Source organism: Dietzia sp. 2505 (assembly GCF_040546785.1).
GTDB lineage: Bacteria > Actinomycetota > Actinomycetes > Mycobacteriales > Mycobacteriaceae > Dietzia.
Genome location: NZ_JBEPON010000006.1, coordinates 20,060 through 34,469 on the forward strand (window position 1 = coordinate 20,060; position 14,410 = coordinate 34,469).

At 70.3% G+C, this 14,410-nt stretch carries 17 protein-coding genes; 6 read left to right on the top strand and 11 right to left on the bottom strand.

What is annotated here, in order from left to right; all coding sequences use genetic code 11:
- Positions 1 to 179: 179 nt before the first annotated feature.
- The 3 genes from ABIE38_RS12105 (at position 180) to ABIE38_RS12115 (ending at position 2,165) form a co-directional block, all read left to right on the top strand.
- A complete protein-coding gene (locus ABIE38_RS12105; RefSeq protein ID WP_179523462.1) occupies positions 180 to 476 on the top strand; it encodes a GNAT family N-acetyltransferase in 297 nt (98 codons plus the stop codon).
- Between the two features lie 5 nt (positions 477 to 481).
- Positions 482 to 1,636, top strand: a complete 1,155-nt coding sequence (locus ABIE38_RS12110; protein WP_354056584.1) for a winged helix DNA-binding domain-containing protein — start codon at positions 482 to 484, stop codon at positions 1,634 to 1,636.
- Between the two features lie 91 nt (positions 1,637 to 1,727).
- Positions 1,728 to 2,165, top strand: coding sequence for a CD225/dispanin family protein (locus tag ABIE38_RS12115; RefSeq protein ID WP_354056586.1), 438 nt, complete (start codon positions 1,728 to 1,730; stop codon positions 2,163 to 2,165).
- Positions 2,166 to 2,187: 22 nt separating this feature from the next.
- Here the strand turns inward: ABIE38_RS12115 and ABIE38_RS12120 are convergent, their stop codons facing one another.
- From ABIE38_RS12120 to ABIE38_RS12140, 5 genes are read right to left on the bottom strand one after another with little or no spacing between them, the layout of a single operon-like run.
- Entirely contained in the window at positions 2,188 to 2,604 is a 417-nt protein-coding gene (locus ABIE38_RS12120) for a CoA-binding protein (RefSeq protein ID WP_354056588.1), read from the bottom strand.
- 51 nt (positions 2,605 to 2,655) lie between these two features.
- A complete protein-coding gene (gene ppk2 / locus ABIE38_RS12125; protein WP_354056590.1) occupies positions 2,656 to 3,549 on the bottom strand; it encodes a polyphosphate kinase 2 in 894 nt (297 codons plus the stop codon).
- A 37-nt stretch (positions 3,550 to 3,586) separates the two neighbouring features.
- The gene (locus ABIE38_RS12130; RefSeq protein ID WP_354056592.1) at positions 3,587 to 4,387 is read right to left on the bottom strand and encodes an exodeoxyribonuclease III; all 801 of its coding nucleotides are present in this window, start codon (positions 4,385 to 4,387) and stop codon (positions 3,587 to 3,589) included.
- Positions 4,388 to 4,400: 13 nt separating this feature from the next.
- Positions 4,401 to 5,528, bottom strand: a complete 1,128-nt coding sequence (locus tag ABIE38_RS12135) for a GNAT family N-acetyltransferase (protein ID WP_354056594.1) — start codon at positions 5,526 to 5,528, stop codon at positions 4,401 to 4,403.
- Positions 5,521 to 6,183 (bottom strand): peptide deformylase, encoded by a 663-nt coding sequence (locus tag ABIE38_RS12140; protein WP_354056596.1) that lies wholly within the window; start codon positions 6,181 to 6,183, stop codon positions 5,521 to 5,523. Before ABIE38_RS12140 ends, ABIE38_RS12135 begins: the two co-directional genes overlap by 8 nt.
- A gap of 98 nt (positions 6,184 to 6,281) precedes the next feature.
- Here ABIE38_RS12140 and napA point away from each other — a divergent pair, with 98 nt between their 5' ends.
- The 3 genes from napA to ABIE38_RS12155 are packed head-to-tail and all read left to right on the top strand — an operon-like array spanning position 6,282 to position 7,708.
- Positions 6,282 to 6,617: a nucleoid-associated protein NapA gene (gene napA / locus ABIE38_RS12145; RefSeq protein ID WP_354056598.1), complete on the top strand. Its 336-nt coding sequence runs from the start codon at positions 6,282 to 6,284 to the stop codon at positions 6,615 to 6,617.
- A gap of 15 nt (positions 6,618 to 6,632) precedes the next feature.
- Complete coding sequence (locus ABIE38_RS12150) at positions 6,633 to 7,313, top strand: LytR C-terminal domain-containing protein (RefSeq protein ID WP_354056600.1); 681 nt, start codon at positions 6,633 to 6,635, stop codon at positions 7,311 to 7,313.
- A gap of 14 nt (positions 7,314 to 7,327) precedes the next feature.
- Positions 7,328 to 7,708 (top strand): hypothetical protein, encoded by a 381-nt coding sequence (locus ABIE38_RS12155; RefSeq protein ID WP_354056602.1) that lies wholly within the window; start codon positions 7,328 to 7,330, stop codon positions 7,706 to 7,708.
- Positions 7,709 to 7,788: 80 nt separating this feature from the next.
- On the opposite strand, the gene ABIE38_RS12160 is transcribed toward ABIE38_RS12155, so the two are convergent.
- Genes ABIE38_RS12160 through ABIE38_RS12185 form a run of 6 tightly spaced genes read right to left on the bottom strand, consistent with a single transcriptional unit; the run spans position 7,789 to position 14,370 of the window.
- Positions 7,789 to 8,157 carry a cation:proton antiporter gene (locus tag ABIE38_RS12160; protein ID WP_182610647.1) on the bottom strand — a complete coding sequence of 123 codons (369 nt, stop codon included), beginning with the start codon at positions 8,155 to 8,157 and terminating at the stop codon, positions 7,789 to 7,791.
- Positions 8,154 to 8,447, bottom strand: a complete 294-nt coding sequence (locus tag ABIE38_RS12165) for a monovalent cation/H+ antiporter complex subunit F (protein WP_182610648.1) — start codon at positions 8,445 to 8,447, stop codon at positions 8,154 to 8,156. Before ABIE38_RS12165 ends, ABIE38_RS12160 begins: the two co-directional genes overlap by 4 nt.
- Positions 8,444 to 9,118: a Na+/H+ antiporter subunit E gene (locus ABIE38_RS12170; protein ID WP_354056604.1), complete on the bottom strand. Its 675-nt coding sequence runs from the start codon at positions 9,116 to 9,118 to the stop codon at positions 8,444 to 8,446. The genes ABIE38_RS12165 and ABIE38_RS12170 overlap by 4 nt, the downstream gene beginning before the upstream one ends.
- Before the next feature lies 1 nt (position 9,119).
- The gene (locus tag ABIE38_RS12175) at positions 9,120 to 10,745 is read right to left on the bottom strand and encodes a Na+/H+ antiporter subunit D (RefSeq protein WP_182652306.1); all 1,626 of its coding nucleotides are present in this window, start codon (positions 10,743 to 10,745) and stop codon (positions 9,120 to 9,122) included.
- Positions 10,742 to 11,329, bottom strand: a complete 588-nt coding sequence (locus tag ABIE38_RS12180; RefSeq protein WP_354056606.1) for a Na(+)/H(+) antiporter subunit C — start codon at positions 11,327 to 11,329, stop codon at positions 10,742 to 10,744. The genes ABIE38_RS12175 and ABIE38_RS12180 overlap by 4 nt, the downstream gene beginning before the upstream one ends.
- On the bottom strand, positions 11,326 to 14,370 hold the full coding sequence (locus ABIE38_RS12185) for a Na+/H+ antiporter subunit A (RefSeq protein WP_354056608.1): 3,045 nt from the start codon (positions 14,368 to 14,370) through the stop codon (positions 11,326 to 11,328). Before ABIE38_RS12185 ends, ABIE38_RS12180 begins: the two co-directional genes overlap by 4 nt.
- Between the last annotated feature and the right edge of the window lie 40 nt (positions 14,371 to 14,410).

Below are 14,410 nucleotides of genomic sequence, written 5' to 3' on the forward strand. Positions count from 1 at the left end.
TTCACTGCTCCCTACGCCGGCATGACCCGGACAGGTTCAACGGTCGACGGCCCGGCTGGCCGTCCTCTCAGCCCGCGCTCCGATGCGGACTCCCGTGTGGACGAGTATGAAATTGTGCCGGGCGAGCGTACCCCGGCGAGTAGCATCACGTGTGGAACACACCCTGCCGAAGGAGCCCCATGTCCCGAGTAGAGTCACTGGTGTTGGTCCACAACACCGATAGAGACCGGTTCGAACTGTGGGACGGCGAGACGTTCATGGGCCTGGTGGGGTACGAGAAGGACGGCGAGGTCTACATCCTTCTCCACACCGTCATCGAAGAGCACTTCGGGCAACAGGGCATCGCCCGCCTGCTGGTCAGTCTGGTCCTCACCCGGATGCGTCTGGACGGGAACAAGATCCGGCCGGTGTGCAGCTATGTCCGCCGCTTCCTCATCCGCTTCCCGGAGTACCAACTCCTCGTCGCCCCTCGCTGACCCCGGTGAGGGAGGCGTCCGGGACCACTACGGTCACCCGACGCGAACTCGCCCGCCTTCGTCTGGCCTCGCAGCGGCTCGTGGGGGAACGCTCCTCCTCGCCCGCCGAGGCGGTGCGGTGGATGGCGTGCATGCAGGGGCAGGACCTGCCCGGCGTCCTCGAATCGGTCGCCCTGCGCTCTCTCGGTCGGGACGGCGGGCCCGCGATGATCACCGACGTGCGCGCCGCCCTCGCCGACGGGTCCGTCGTCCGTTCGTGGCCCATGCGCGGCACCCTCCATCTCGTGCCCGGTGAGGACCTCGGGTGGATGGTCGGGGTGGCCGCGGGGCGGTCGCGTTCCGCCGCGGTGGGGCGGCTCGCCGCGCTCGGGGTCGACGACGCCGGGATCGACCGCGCTCACAGAGTTCTGTTGGAGGAGATCGCCGGAACGCGTGTCCGGACCCGTGCACAACTGCTGGAGCGCTGGCACGCGGAGGGGGTGGACGTCTCGGCGGGCCGCGGCTATCACCTGCTGTATCTCTTCGCCATCGACGGGCTCGTCAGCCAGGTCGACGGCATGGGGTCCGACGACACCGGGCCAGACGGTGCGGGATCCGCGGGCCCCGTACACGGGTTCGCGCACCACGGGCGGTGGCTGGCGGCGCACGGGGTCGTCCCGCGTACACCCACGCGCGAGCAGGCCGTCGCGGAGTGGCTCGAGAGGTTCCTGCGGTCGCACGGACCCGCGCGGGCCGAGGACTTCCGGCGCTGGACCGGCCTGCCGTTACGGGATGTCCGCCCCGCCCTGGAGGCCGTGTCCGGGGGGCTCGAGGCCGTGTCGTTCGACGGCGCCACCTACTGGATGGATCCGGAGGCGCCCGATCGGCTGGCTGCTGCCGGTCGGTCCGCGGACACCGTGCTCCTGCTCCCGGGCTTCGACGAATACCTGCTCGGCTACGGCGACCGGTCCCACGCGGTGGACCCGGACAACGCCGGAGCGATCGTTCCCGGCAACAACGGCGTGTTCCGGCGGACAGTGGTGCACCGGAGCAGGGTGATCGCCACGTGGAGTGTGGTGGGCTCGGGCCGCCGGCGTCGCATAGAGACCACGCCGTTCGCGCCTCTGTCCGGGGTGCAGTCGACTGGGATCGCGCGGGCGTTTCGCCGGTATCCGACCTGACGGTGCCGCGCGCGGCACCGGCCCGATGGGGGGCCATCCGTTCAGCGGGAGGGTGTTTCGGCAGAACTCACTCCGGGGATACGATTCGGGCATGACGAACCCGAGCTATCCCGGATCCGCCTCCGACTCACCGTTCGGGGCGGGCCAGTCCCACGGACAGGAGTCCGGCTACTGGCAGGACTCGTCCTACGGCCAGAGCGCACCCTCGTACGGGCAGAACCCCGGCTACGGGGGCCAGGCCACCGGGGCGTTCACCGGCTCCCCCGGGGCCGCTCGACCCGGCCCGCCGTCGAACATCGGGTGGGCGGTGGCCTCTCTCCTGTTCTTCTGGCCGCTGTCGTTCGTCGCGATGACCCGCGCCTCGGACGTCTACCCGCTGTGGGCGGCCGGCCACCACGCCGAGGCCGAGGCCGCGAGCGCCTCCGCCAAGAAACTGGGCCTCATCTCGCTCGCCATCTTCGGCGGACTCGTGGTCCTCTACTTCGTCTTCATCATCGCCATGGTGGGGCTGGCGTCCGTCGGATACTGATCCCCGGCGCGCGACCGCGCCTTTAGATCAGCCCCAGTCGCGGCGCCTCGATGGCCGGGCACGTGTCCATCACCACGTCGAGACCGGCCTCCGCGGCCCGCTTGGCGGCGTCCTCGTCGACGACCCCCTGTTGCAGCCAGACGGCCTTCGCCCCCCGGGCGATGGCGTCGTCGATGACTCCGCCCGCGAGGTGCGAGTTGACGAACACGTTCACGACATCGATGTCCCCGGGCACCGACGCCAGGTCCGGGTAGCCCTTCTGCCCGTGGACCGTCTCGGCCTTCGGATGGACCGGCACGATCTCGTGGCCCAGGTCCCGGACGTAGGCGGCGATCCCGTACGCGGTGCGTCCGGCGTTCGAAGACAGGCCCACCACGGCCCACCGCCCGCGATCCGAGAGCAGGCGCGTGATGACGGTCGGATCATTCGTGTGGCTCATACCCTGTGCAATGCGCGGCGTCGCGCAGACATTCCCCGGATTCCTGTGGGGTCAGTCCCCGACGGCGACCTTGCCGCGACGGACGATCTTCGGGTCGGGCTCGAACACGACCTGCGGGTCTTTCTCCGGGTAGTCGAACTGGTTGAGGAAGTGGCGCATCGCGTTGATGCGCGCCCGCTTCTTGTCGTTGGACTTGATGGTGATCCAGGGCGCCCAGTCGGTGTCGGTGCGCCGGAACATCTCCTCCTTGGCGGCGGTGTACTTGTCCCACTTGTCCAGGGATTCCAGGTCCATCGGGGAGAGCTTCCACCGCCGGACCGGGTCCAGCTGACGGATCGCGAACCGGGTCTTCTGCTCCTCCCGGGTGACCGAGAACCAGAACTTGGTCAGCCCGATTCCGGACTCCACGAGCATCTTCTCGAACATGGGCGCCTGCTCCATGAACGTGGAGTACTGCGCGTCGGTGCAGAACCCCATCACCCGCTCGACACCGGCCCGGTTGTACCAGGACCGGTCGAACATCACGAGCTCGCCGCGGGTGGGCAGATGGCTGATGTAGCGCTGGAAATACCACTGGTACAGCTCGGTCTCGGTGGGCTTGATCAGCGCCACCACGCGGGCCTGGCGCACGTTGATGTACTCGGTGAACCGCTTGATGGTCCCGCCCTTGCCGGCGGCGTCCCGGCCCTCGAACACGATCACGTGCCGGTGACCCGACTCGGCCTGCCAGTTCTGGAACTTGAGCAGCTCGATCTGCAGCAGGTACTTCTCGACCTCGTACTGGTTGCGGTCCAGCCGGTGGTCGTACGGGTAGTTCTCCCGCCACGTGTCCACGGCCCGGCCGTTGATGTCGATGAGGTCGGGGTCCTCACCGTGGTCGTCGCGGACGGTGAAGCCCTCGGCGCGCAGCCGGTCGATGTAGTGACGGAGTTGGAACGTGGACATCGGTGGGAGCTCCTGGTGCTGAGACGAGGTGGCGGTGCTAGTCGAGGTCCACGACGACGGGCGCGTGGTCGGAGGCGCCCTTGCCCTTGCGTTCCTCGCGGTCGATGAACGCGCCCGTCACCCGTGCCGCCAGCTCCGGTGAGTGCAGCTGGAAGTCGATGCGCATGCCCTGCTTCTTGGGGAAGCGCAGCTGGGTGTAGTCCCAGTAGGTGTAGACGCCGGGGCCCGGGGTGTATTCGCGGGTGACCTCGCGGAAGCCCGCTCCGTCGAAGGCGGCGAAGGCCTGCCGTTCGGGCTCCGAGACGTGGGTCTTGCCGTCGAAGACCTCCATGTCCCACACGTCGTCGTCGTGGGGTGCCACGTTCCAGTCGCCCACCAGCGCCACCTGCGCGGCCGGGTCGGCGGCGAGCTCGGCGGAGGCGTGGTCGCGGAGCCGGGCCAGCCACTCGAGCTTGTAGGTGTAGTGCGGATCCGCCAGTTCGCGGCCGTTGGGCACGTAGAGGCTGTAGACGCGGACGCCGTCGCACACCGCCGAGATGGCGCGTGCCTCCGGGTCCTGCGTGACCTCGGGGTCCTTGTGGAAACCGGGCATCTCGTCGAAGCCCAGCCGGACGTCGTCGAGCCCCACCCGCGAGGCCACGGCCACGCCGTTCCATTGGCTGAGCCCGTGGTGGGCGACCTGGTACCCCAGCTCCTCGAAGGCCTCGTGCGGGAACTGGTCGTCCTTGCACTTGGTCTCCTGCATGGCCAGCACGTCCACGTCCGAGCGTTCCAGCCAGGCCACGACCCGGTCCCGTCGAGCTCTGATCGAGTTCACATTCCAGGTGGCCAGGCGCATGGCGAGCAGTCTATTACCCCGGGTCGGATCGCGCGGACCGTGGAGCCGAACCCTCGACGACGACGAGGTGACGCATCGAATGATGCGGGGCCAACCCGAGCTTGGCCCACAGGCCGCGACCGGCCGAGTTGTCCGCGAACACGTGGAGGTGACACTCCTGCGCACCCAGCGTCCGTCCCCACTCGACGAGCGCGCCGGTGACCACCTCGGCGAGCCCGCGGCGGCGGTGGGCGTCGGCGGTCTGCACGCACGACACCGCGACGCGGGGAGCCCCGTCCGGCCCGGTGGTGACGGCACCGCGGGCGATCGCGGCCAGGTCACCGTCGTGCTCCACGCGCGCGAACACCACGTGCCCGCCCGGCCCCGGCTCGCCGCTCTCCGGTCCTGCGCCGCCCTGGTCACCCCCGCCCAGTCCCGCGGTCGCCAGCATCGCGGGCCGGACGCGGTCGGGCTCCAGGCCCGCGGTGGCGTGGTAGAGCGCGAGCCAGTCGTCCTCGGGGGAGTCGGCCAATACCACCTCGGGGCGGGCACCGGCGGGGACCGTGGCGTCCACGCGGGCCAATAGATCGAGGCTGTCGGCGGTGCACAGCAGCAGTTCCCGATCCGCGCTCACCCGTGCGGGATCCACCGGTACCCCGTCGAGCATCATCCGGTCGGCGTCCACCAACCGGTCCACGGCCACCAGGCGTAGCGGCAGACCGCGCGCGGAGTACCAGTCGCGGACCCCGTCGAGTTCCAGGCAACTGGCCCACGGCAGCACCGGGACCGCCGAGTTCCCGCGATAGGACCAGTCGTCCCCGGCGCGGCAGAACCAGCCGTCCACCAGCTCGAACTCGGTACCCGGCCACGCCAGCGCACCCGCGTACTCGTGGGCTCGGACGTCGCGGGCCCGGACCGGGCGGGGCGGCAACACCTTGAGCACGGCGATATCGGGGTCTGCGATCCGCACCTCCTCGCCCGACTCCCGGCGCACCACCAGATCGGGGTCCAGCGCGATCACGTGCCCGATGACGTCGGTGTAGAGGTGCGAACTCTGCCCGGCCTCCAGATGACGACGTACCACCACGCGCATCCCCACCTCCACGCCTCTGCCGGCGTTCCACCGGGACCGGTCCGCCAGACCCCGGTCCTGCTCAGCCATGGAGGTCGGTGGCCTCGTCGTCGTCGTCCTCCTCGTCGGCGAACGGATCGGGATCGGTGGTCGGGTCCCAGCTCAGCCCGGGCACGCCCCAGCCGGCGTCGCGGATGTGCCGCTTGGCGGCCTTGCGGTTCCGGCCGATGAGTCCGTCCGTGTAGAGGACGCCGTCGAGGTGGCCCACCTCGTGCTGCAGGCACCGCGCGAACAGGCCGTAGCCCTCCACCGAGACCGGCTCGCCGTTCTCGTCGGTGCCGGTGACCCGGGCCCACCAGGCGCGCCCGCGCGGGAAGTTCACGCCGGGGACGGACAGGCACCCCTCGAGGTCCTCCTCCGGGTCCGGCATGGTCTCCGGGATCTCGGAGGTCTCCAACACCGGATTGATCACGCAGCCGCGCCGGTTGATCCAGCCGCCACGGGCCTCGACGTCCTCGCGTGAGACGCCCTCGCCGTCCTCGGTGTCCAGGTCGGGGCAGTCGTAGACGAACACCCGCCTTCGTACGCCCACCTGATTGGCGGCCAGCCCCACGCCATTGGCGGCGTCCATCGTCTCGTAGAGGTCGCGGACGAGGTCGCGGATCTCCTCCGGGGACCCGGTGACGGGCTCGGTGGGGGCGTGGAGGGCGGGATCGCCGAGGATGACGATGGGCAGGACGGCCATGGCAGACGATCCTAGTGCGCACCTGGCAGGGTGTCGGATCCGTGTGGTTCACTACGGGGGAATCACAACGGTGTGATCCGGACACAGGAGGCGCGCGCATGGGTCGATCAGCTACTGCGGCACGCGGGCCGCAACTCGAATCGGGGACTCAACCCGCGGCCGAGCTGCACGCCGCCGACCCGGTCCTGTCCGACCGGGACCAGGCCATGCTCGAGTTCGAGCGGCAGTGGTGGAAGTTCGCCGGCTCCAAGGAGGAGGCGATCCGGCAGAAGTTCGAGATGTCCGGCACGCGCTACTTCCAGATCCTCAACGACCTCATCGACCGCCCCGAGGCGCTGGCCGCGGACCCGCTGCTCGTCAAGCGGCTGCGGCGCATGCGGAGCAGTCGTCAGAAGGCTCGCGCGGCGCGCAACCTGGGAATGCGACTCGACTGACCTACACTCACCGGCGTGAGCTCCCAGCCCGAAACCTCGCAGTACGATCCCTACGGCCCGGGCGCGCCCGCTGGCGACGCCGCGGTCGGTCCCGACCCGGATGAGCCGACCGGCCCTCCCTACCGGGCCATCGCGATGGTCCTCCTCGCCGCCGTGGTCCTGGCGATCGGCATCGGGCTCGTCCAGCTGTTCGGGGGCGACGACGAGACCCCGACCGCCGCCGACCAGGACACCGCGCAGGTCGAGCAGCCCGAGCAGGGTCAGGCCGTCGACCCGGGACAAACCGGGGACGCCCCCGCCGGCCAGGACCCGCAGGGCTCCCCCGACGGTCAGGCGGTTCCCGGCCAGCCCGCCGAGCCCGCCTCGCCGCCTCCCGCCGATCAGCCCGGCGGCGCGCCGGCGGTGACCTCGGTGCCCGTCCAGGTCTTCAACAACAGCAACGTCTCCGGGCTCGCCGGCCGGACAGGTGAAGCCCTCCGCGAGTCCGGCTTCGCCGTCGGAGAGGTGGCCAACCTGCCCTCCAACCGGCCGGTGGTGTCCGAGTCGACCGTGTACTTCGGAACCGGCGCCGGTGAGCGCCAGGCCGCCGAGGCCGTCGCTGCCCAGCTGGGCATCCCCGCCCTGCCCCGGCCCGCCGATCTCGAGGTGGGTACCCCCGGCGTGATCGTGATCGTCACCCAGGACCTCGACCGCTGACGGCTGAGGATATGATGAGCCCACGCACTCTGCCCGCCGGGGCGCGTGCTCTCAGCGACCTGCAGCTTTCCGAGATCGAAGGAGCCCTCATGGCCCCGCGTCAGACCGCCCGCCGCCTCATGGTCGCGGTTCCCGCATTCGCACTCGCGTTCGCCGTGACCGCGTGTACCCCGCCCAACGAGCAGCCCGCGGATCCCGACGCCCCGTACACCCTGCCCACCTACACGGGCGAGGCGGGCTCGGAGGCGGAGGAGAACGCGGACGAGGCCGAGGTCGAGGGTGCCGAGGGCGCAGTCGAGGGCGAGGAGGACATCCTCGTGGAGGTCCCGGTCGAGGATCAGCCCGGCGAGGGGCAGGCCGAACCCGCCGCCCCGCCCGCGCAGCCGGCCCCCTGATCTCCCGGTAACCGGCCCCGCGCCAGCGAACGAGCCCCGCCCCTGCGAAGGGGAGCGGGGCTCGGGTCGTCGACGCCCGGTCAGGGCGTGTTCTTGCGGTTGGCCTCGCTCGCCTGGAACTTCTCCAGGACCGGGGCCTCGTGGGTGATGGTGCCGTCCTCGACGCTCTCGTGATACGCCAGGTTGCCCACGCGGTTGGCGATCACGGGCGCGGTGCACACGGCCACGATCCCGGCCAGCAGGAGCATCCCCAGGTCGATGTGGGGGAAGATCCGGACGCTGGCGCCGAACAGCACGAGCACCAGGCCCAGCACCTGTGGTTTGGCGGCCGGGTGCATCCGGCTCAGGGTGTCGCGGAAGCGCACCAGGCCGATGGCGCTGGCGAGGGTCAGCAGGGCCCCGGCGAGGACGAACAGCGCGGAGACGATCTCCCTGGGGTCGTCGGTCATGTGAGGGCCTCCTTGTGGACGCCGGTGGAGTCGCTGACCCGGAACCGGGCCACGGACACCGATCCGAGGAAGGCGACCAGCGCCAACGCCACGAGAGCGGCCGCGGCGGTCGTGTCCTTGCTCCAGGCGATGTACACGCCGACCCCGCACTGCGCGATGGCGGCGAGCATGTCCAGCGAGATCAGCCGGTCGAGGGTGTTGGGTCCACCGATCAGGCGGATCATCGTGGTGAACAGTGCGAGCGTCAGGGCGACCACGGCCGCGCTCCACAGCAGCAGTGACAGGCTCATCGGTGCTCCTCGCTGTCGCGTACGGGGCTGTCTCGTACAGGTTCGGGTGCGAGGTCGTGGGCGCGGTCGTCGACGCGGTCCGGGCCGCTGCTCCCGTATTCCTCTGCCGGGGCGCAATAGTGCTGCGGACTGGGTCTCCAGTCCTCGGGACGTTCGAACGCCCTCACGTACAACTGTTCCACGTGGGCGGTCTGGCGACGGAACCTCTCGACCGCCTCGGGACTCCCGGCGTCCAGGACGTGGACGTACACGTACCGGGCCACCGGGTCGACGCGCACGACGATGCCGCCGGGCATGAGGTTCAGGGTGTTGACGGCCAGGGCGAGGGTGAAGTCCGATTTGAGCCGCATCGGTGCCCTGAGCACGGCGGACCGGGGCGGAGCCTGCGGGCGCACGGACAACCACGCCACGGCGATCGACGAGCGGACGAGGTAGTAGGCCACCACGATCACCAGCCACGCCGTGGACACAGGCCTGAGCAGGCCCTCCACCGGGACTCGGGGCAGTGGGAGCAACACCATCACCACGATCGCGACAAGCACCCCGGCGACGATCGTGCCGACCTCGACCGGCCCCCACAGCATGACCCAGGCGACCGTCAGCCACAGCATCATGAACACGCGGGACCCGACGACCCGGGGGTCGAGACGGGCTCTTATCCTGCGGGCCATGTCAGCGCACCCCCGTCACGGAGTCGACGTAGCGTTCGGGCGTGGAATCGAGGGGGATGGTGTCCAGGTAGTCATGCCGCTCCATGAGGCTCTCGGCAGCCCGGTCGGTGACCCCGAGCAGCGGTCCGGCGAAGACCGTCATCAACAAGGAGACCACGATGAGGGCCATGGTGGGGGCGAGCATGCTCAGCGGCATCCGGCCCACCTCCTCGCGCTCGTCGAACTCCACGTACTCGTCGGAGGGCAGCAGGGCCAGCGGCTTGGCCAGGGCCACCGCGCCCTCGGGAGCGTCGGCGCGGGGGCGCCAGAACGCCTTGGACCACACGCGGACCACCACGTAGAGCGTCAGCAGGCTGGTGACCATGGCCCCGGCGATGAGCACCCACATGAGCGGCCCGCCGACCTCGGCACCGGCCTGCACCACCGCGAGCTTGCCGATGAAGCCGGAGAAGGGCGGGATCCCGCCGAGGTTGAGTGCGGGGATGAGAAAGACCACGGCGAGGACGGGGCTGGCCACGGCGAGTGACCCCAGGCGGCGCAGTGAGGACGACCCGGCCTGCCGTTCGATCAGCCCGACCACCAGGAACAGGGTCGTCTGCACGATGATGTGGTGGCCGACGTAGTAGATCGCCGCACTCAGCCCGTACCCGGTCGACAGGGCGATGCCGAAGATCATGTACCCGATGTGGCTGACGAGGGTGAACGACAGTATTCGTTTGATGTCCGACTGTGCGATCGCGCCGAGGATGCCGATCACCATCGTCAGCAGACCCGCCACCAGCAGGACGCCGTCCATCGACCCGCCGGGGAACACGAGGGTGTGGAAGCGGATGATCGCGTAGACGCCCACCTTGGTCAGCAGTCCGGCGAACACCGCGGTGACGGGGGCGGGAGCGGTGGGGTAGGAGTCGGGCAGCCAGGTCGACAGGGGGAACACGGCGGCCTTGATGCCGAAGGCCACCAGGAAGACGGCGAAGATCGTGTTCCGCAGCCCCTCCGGCACCTCGGCCATCCGGATGGACAGCTGCGCCAGGTTGAGCGTGCCCGCGGCCGAATAGGTCAGCGCGATGCCCAACAGGAACACCATCGACGACACCATCGACACGACTGTGTAGGAGACCCCAGCGCGGACTCGTTCCTGGCTGGCGCCGAGCGTGAGCAGGACGTAGGACGCGGCCAGCAGCATCTCGAACCCGACGAACAGGTTGAACAGGTCGCCGGCGATGAACGCCGCGTTCAGTCCCGCCGCGAGTGCCAGGTAGGTGGGGAGGAAGATCGAGGTGGGCTGGTCGCCGTCCCCGTCGCGGACACCCTGCCCCACGGCGTAGATGATCACCGTCAGCAGCACGATGGCCGACACGCAGAGCATGAGGGCGCTGAGCCGGTCCGCCACCAGGGTGATCCCGACCGGTGCGTCCCAGCCGCCCACCTGCACGGTGTGTACGCCGTGTTGGTCGGTGAGCACCAGCAGGATGCCGGCGATGACCAGCACCCCGGTGAGGGTGACGATGGTGATGATGTTCTGCACCCGGGGACGACGGGAGACCACCAGGCACAGCGCCGCGGCGAGCAGGGGGATCAGGACGACGGACGGGATGAGGTAGCCGAACAGTTCGGGGGAGATCACCGGCCACCCTCCTTTCCGTCGTCCGGGGTCCCGTCGTCCCGGCTCGTCCGCCTGCGGTCGCGCGAGGCGGCCGCAGCACGTTCGCGGGCCTCCGCTTCGGCTTCCGCCTCGGCCTCCTCCAGGTCCTCGTCGTCGTAGTCGACGTGGTCTCCCAGCTCGGTGGGTTGACCGGTGGTGTGGTCGTCGGACAGGTCCCGGTCGGGCGCCGACCAGGCGTCGGCGGGCGAGCGCTTGGCGATCTTGGTGTCCTCGGCGTCGTCGGCGACCTCGTCGGCGGTGGTGAACTGGTACGAGCGGTAGGCCAACGCCAGGATGAAGGCCCCGACGCCGGCGGTGATGACGATCGCGGTGAGGATCATCCCGTGGGACAGCGGGTCCGAGTCGGCGGCGTCGGGGCTCCGGCCACGCCCCATGATGGGCGGGCTGCCGGGCGGCCCCCCCGCGGCGAGCAGGAGCAGGTTGATCCCGTTGGAGAAGATCATGATCCCCAGCAGGATCTTGATGATCGCCCGCTCCAGCAGCAGGTAGACCCCGGCGGCGCAGAGGAGCCCGGCGAGCAGCAGCAACCCGAAGTCGGCGGTCATGACCTGCCTCCTGACGGGGCGCCCTGGTTCTCGGCGGCCTCGCGGCGGGCGGCGCGGTGGGCGGCCAGATCGGAGCGCGCGCCGTCGGCGTCGACGCCGGGGACGCTGCGCAGTGCGGCCGTGGACGGCGACTCGGTGGCGTCCACGTAGATGGCGCGGAGTTCCTCGAGGTCCTCGGCGTCCAGATCGAGTCGGGCGCCCAGGCTGCGGAGGATGTCCAGGACCAGACCGACGACGATGAGGTAGACGCCGGCGTCGAAGAGCAGCGCCGTGACGAACTTGACCTCGCCGAACACGGGCATCGTGGCCTCGAACGTGGCGCTCGACAGGGCGGGGGCGCCGAAGAACATGGAGGCGGTGGCCGTGCCGGCGGCCAGGAGCAGGCCGAGGCCGAGGATCCGGCCCGCGTCGATCGGGATGGCCTCCCCGAGCTCGTAGCGCCCGCCCGCGAGATAGCGCAGGACCAGCGCCAGACCGGCGACCAGGCCGCCCGCGAACCCGCCTCCGGGGTTGTTGTGGCCGGCGAAGAAGAAGAAGAGGCTGAGGACCATCATCGTGGGGAACACGAGCCGGGTGGTGACCTCGAGGACCAGCGAACGGGCGCGGGGGTCGCGGACGGTGGCGCCGACGAGCCACCGTCCGGGGGTCGCCCCCGGCGCCTCGATGACGATCCGGGCCGCCTCGACACCGCGCCGACCCGAGCGGGTCTTGTCGACGTCGGCCAGGCGCGGGCCGGAACCGTAGCGGCGGTTGCGGAACACGAGGCTGGCCACTCCGGTGGCGGCGACCAGCAGGACGGTGATCTCGCCGAGGGTGTCCCACGCGCGGATGTCGACGAGGGTGACGTTGACGGCGTTGGCGCCGTTGCCGATCTGGTACGCGATGTCGGGGAAGACGAGCGAGACGGCCGGGTGCTGGCGGGCGTTGATCGCGTAGGCGCCGGTCACCACCACGAGCAGCCCGACGCCGATCCCGAGCCAGGCCCGGAGCCGGCGGAACCCGTTGGAGAGCGGCACCTCGGCGGGCATCGTGCGCAGGACCAGCACGAACGCGACCATCAGGAGCGTCTCGACGAGCGCCTGGGTGAGCGCGAGGTCCGGGGCGCCGTGGAAGGCGAAGATCACGGCGAGCCCGTAGCCGGTGACGGACATGCAGATCACGGCGGCGAGGCGGTTGCGCAGCACCGCGGCGGCCACCGCGGCGAGCGCCATGGGGATCATGACGATCAGCACGACCGGGTTCGCCGACAACTCCATGCGCAGGCCCTCGCGGGTGCCGGCGAGGAGTGAGACGAACGGGAACACCACGAGGGTCACCAGGATGATCCCGAGGGTGAGCGGTAGGGAGCCTCGCTGGATGCTCGCCGTCAGGCGCAACGAGAGGGTGTCGAAGAACTTCAGGACGGCGTCGTAGATGCGGTCGGCGTTGCCGAGGGCAGGCGACTCGAACTGCATCCTCTCGACGGTCCGCTGCGCCACGTAGAGCAGGGTGCCCAGCACGTAGACCACCAGGGTGAGGGCGAGCGGGATGCCGATGCCGTGCCACAGGCCCAGGTGGTAGCCCTCGGGGCCGCGCCATGGACTGCCGGGCGGGAACGCCACGTCGACGTACCGGGCGATGAGGTTCTCGACGGGCGCGTTCCACAACCCCAGCACCAGGCCGGAGACGGCCAGGATGGCGGGGACGGAGAGGAACAGCGGACCCGCCGGACGGGAGGCGGCGACGGCGGGGCTGATGCCGTCGGGGAAGGACCGCTTGGCCCGGAAGGCGCCCATGACCAGGCGCGCCGTGTAGGAGAAGGTGAGGACGGACCCCGCCACGAGCCCCGCGGTGACGACCAGTGACGGCATCCCGTGCAGTCGCTCCTCGGACAGGACCGTGGCGAACGCGGCCTCCTTCCCGACGAACCCGAGGAAGGGGGGCAGGCCCGCCATCGAGGCTGCGGCGAGGGTGAAGACGACCGCGAGCGCGGGTCGCTTCCGGCCGAGGCCCGACAGGTCCCGGATCTCCCGGGTGCCGGTGGTCTTGTCGATCACGCCGACGGACATGAACAACGCCGACTTGAACAGGGAGTGCGCGAGCAGCATCGTCAGGCCGGCGAGCATCGTGTCACGTGAACCGATGCCCACCAGGACGAGGAGGAACCCCAGCTGACTCACGGTGCCGAACGCGAGCACGAGCTTGAGATCCGTCTCGCGCAGCGCGCGCCACCCGGCCATGAGGAGCGAGACCAGGCCCAGCACGATGAGCGGGAGCTGCCAGGTGGACGATCCGGACAGTCCGGGGGTCATGGCAGCGACGAGGAAGACCCCGGCTTTGACCATCGCGGCGGAATGCAGGTACGCGCTCACCGGCGTGGGGGCCGACATGGCGCCCGGGAGCCAGAAGTGCAGCGGGGCGATCGCGGACTTGCTCCCCGCGCCGATGATCACCAGCACCAGGGCCCAGTGGATGAGCGGACCCGACGGTGGCGACGCGACGACGTCGCTGATCAGGTAGGACCCGGTGGCCTGGCCGAGGATGATCAACCCGACGAGCATCGCCAGACCGCCGAGGGTGGTGACGAGCAGGGCCTGGGTGGCCGCGCGGCGGGCGGAGGCCCGCGCCGCGTAGTGACCGACCAACAGGAAGCTCAGGACCGAGGTGATCTCCCAGAAGATGTAGAGGAGGATCATGTTGTCGGCCACCACCAGGCCGAACATGACCCCGGCGAAGGCCACGAGCTCGGCGGCGAACAGGTGCAGGCGGGGTTCGTCGTCCTTGAAGTACCAGGTGCAGTAGACCAGGACCAGGGCGCCCACGCCGAGGGCGATGAGCGCCAACAGTGCCGACAACGCATCCATCCGCAGATCGAGCGCGAGGTGGATGCCGGGGGCCCACTGGATGGACTCGGTGGGGACGCGACCCAGGTTGGCGGCCACCCACACCGCTCCCGCCGCCGGTACGAGGGCGAGCGCCAGGAACGCTCGGCGACCGAACCTCAGGACCAGGGGGACCGCGAGCAGGGTGGCCACGGCGTGGGCCGAGAGGATCGCGATCACCGGCGGCTCCTCTCGTCGTGTGGACCGGAGAACGACGCGC